Genomic DNA, 1,353 nt, shown 5'->3' on the forward strand with positions numbered 1-1,353 from the left:
CACAGTGGTCGACCCCCTTATAATGGACATAAACGGGTATAGTATTGTACCTGTTATTTTTAATAATTCATGAAAAGGGGATGATACCATGGGTTACAGACCACGTAGGAAACCGAATAATTATACATCATCTGAATATAAAATAAAAGCAGTGGAGCGTGTCTTAAAAGAACGTATACCTACAAAACAATTGGCAGAAGAGATGAATGTCAGTCAAACTAGTATTCAACAGTGGGTTAAGCAATATAAAGATTTTGGACCCACTTTCTTTCTTAACAAAGATACAAAAGATAGATCCATGACTTTCGTGGATGCAGACGAATTGAAGCGTTTACAAGCTATCGAAATTGCTTTCGAAGAACAACGGATTCAGGTGGAAATCCTAAAAAAGTTCCAAACCTTTCTCAAACAGAAGTAACATCTGTTTACTATGAAGCCATTACAAGTTTGAGAAAGGAATATACAGTACGACGATTGGCAAAGGCATTTAATGTATCACCTAGCGGTTATTACGCTTATTTGAAACGTCCAAAAAAAGTGCCTTCTCAACGCGATTGGCGAGATAAAAAGAAGATTCAATGTCTTTATGATGAAGTAGGTGGAACATATGGTGCGAAGCGAATCGCAGGCACGCTAAAAGAGCAAAATGGCTATGTGATTAACCATAAACGTGTCGTACGCTTAATGCATGAGATGAACCTATTATCAAAAGTGAGACGGAAAAAATCATCAATAGAGAAGAAACATATCGCCGCTGGCTATATTTATCCGAACTTGTTAAATCGCGATTTTAATGCATTTTTCCCGAATCACAAATGGGTAATGGATGTGACAGAAATCACATTTGGTGAGACAAAAATCTATGTCTCTGCTTTAATGGATCTCTTTAATCGGGAACCAATTGGATTTCAAGTTGGGTTCCATTCTAATACAGCAATGATGGAAGCTACGATTCACCAGGCAATGGTAGCACGTCAATTAACAGACTTGAGTCAAGTGATCATCCATACGGATCGAGGAAATGTTTATCGTTCTTACCGCTATCGTGAGCTATCCTCGCAATTGGGTTTCATTCCGAGTATGTCACGTAAAGCAAACTGTCATGATAACGCTATGATTGAATGCTTTTTCTCTCACTTAAAAGTCGAATATCCATTTCTCTTACCTATGCTTTCTGTTGAGCAGCTGATGGCAGATTTACCAAAATACGCATCATTTTACGCGAAAAAACGCAGCCAGAAAAGACTTGGTTATTTAACACCGTCATCTTTTTTAGCTAAGTATCATATGAGTGCTTAGTGGCACGATTTAAGCAATTGTTTCATGTCCATTTTTAAGGGGCTTGACCACAGG

Annotated in this window: 2 protein-coding genes; both read left to right on the forward strand. The window is 38.0% G+C overall.

What is annotated here, in order from left to right; all coding sequences use genetic code 11:
- Positions 1-88: 88 nt before the first annotated feature.
- Positions 89-418 carry a helix-turn-helix domain-containing protein gene (locus AC1TO6_RS21075; protein WP_482103543.1) on the forward strand — a complete coding sequence of 110 codons (330 nt, stop codon included), beginning with the start codon at positions 89-91 and terminating at the stop codon, positions 416-418.
- Positions 322-1,299, forward strand: coding sequence for an IS3 family transposase (locus AC1TO6_RS21080; RefSeq protein ID WP_482103544.1), 978 nt, complete (start codon positions 322-324; stop codon positions 1,297-1,299). The genes AC1TO6_RS21075 and AC1TO6_RS21080 overlap by 97 nt, the downstream gene beginning before the upstream one ends.
- Positions 1,300-1,353 lie beyond the last annotated feature (54 nt).

The organism is Sporosarcina sp. Y352, from assembly GCF_056786535.1.